Here is a 268-nt window from a genome sequence, read left to right as displayed (position 1 = left end):
TATTTAATTTAGAAAAAATGGAGGAGGTAGAGGGATTCGAACCCCCGCGCGACTCTCACCGCCTGTCGGTTTTCAAGACCGATCCCTTCAGCCGAACTTGGGTATACCTCCATGAAGGAAAAATATTTTATTATTTATGTCTAAACCATTTTAAAAGAAAATGGAGGAGGTAGAGGGATTCGAACCCCCGCGCGATTCTCACCGCCTGTCGGTTTTCAAGACCGATCCCTTCAGCCGAACTTGGGTATACCTCCGAGACATATAATAA

The 268-nt window shown here is 45.1% G+C and carries 2 tRNA genes; both read right to left on the bottom strand.

The annotated features are described in order from the left end of the window. Positions 1-18: 18 nt before the first annotated feature. Positions 19-111 (bottom strand) — tRNA-Ser (locus MR079_RS28750). A 50-nt stretch (positions 112-161) separates the two neighbouring features. Then, positions 162-254, bottom strand: a tRNA-Ser gene (locus tag MR079_RS28745). Between the last annotated feature and the right edge of the window lie 14 nt (positions 255-268).

Source organism: Bacillus cereus group sp. BfR-BA-01381 (genome assembly GCF_022663555.1).
Taxonomy (GTDB): domain Bacteria; phylum Bacillota; class Bacilli; order Bacillales; family Bacillaceae_G; genus Bacillus_A; species Bacillus_A pacificus.
The sequence above is the reverse complement of the archived record's forward strand: the minus strand, read 5'-3'. Positions and strand labels throughout refer to the sequence as shown.